This window comes from Campylobacter sp. 2018MI01 (assembly GCF_018501205.1).
GTDB lineage: Bacteria > Campylobacterota > Campylobacteria > Campylobacterales > Campylobacteraceae > Campylobacter_E.
Genome location: NZ_JAHCZE010000133.1, coordinates 1 through 608 on the forward strand (window position 1 = coordinate 1; position 608 = coordinate 608).

Below are 608 nucleotides of genomic sequence, written 5' to 3' on the forward strand. Positions count from 1 at the left end.
ATGATTTAAACACTATAAGACTTGATTTTCATATAGAAAATAATATAAATCCAATAGAAGTGCTTAGCAAGCAAGATTTATTAATTGAGTATCCAAAATGGTTTAGAAGAGATGGCTATTACGGAATAAAAATAACTAACAATAAAAAAGATAAAAACTATCATCTACAAATAAAAAGCGCAATAAATTCAAAGTATGAATTAAAATTTAGAGGTTTAGCTAGAGAAGATGAAACAGGTAAAAAGCAAAAATTTTTAATTAATTATAAAAATATAAATATAGATGATAATTATTATGGAGATTTTTGTGTTTGGCATGATGAATATAAAAGCTTTAAAGCATCTTGTAAAAAAGATGAGATTATCAATATTAGATTTAGTTTTGAAACTTATAAATTTAGCTATGAAGAAATTAAAGATTTATTAAAAAATGTTTATTTATGTGAAGATAAAAACATAATTGATTTAATATATGCTTATGTAAATACAAAGTTTTAAAATGATAGTAATTTATTTAGATAATAAAATCAAAGGTGCCATAAATCAACTAATAAGCTATTTTTTAGAAGGCATTTTTGATAAAGATAAAACTTTGGTGGTGTTTAAATT

At 21.2% G+C, this 608-nt stretch carries 1 protein-coding gene; it reads left to right on the forward strand.

Annotated features, from left to right (window positions below):
• Positions 1–497 (forward strand): hypothetical protein (locus tag KJQ97_RS09325; protein ID WP_214120681.1); only part of this gene is annotated, 497 nt, incomplete at its 5' end.
• Positions 498–608 lie beyond the last annotated feature (111 nt).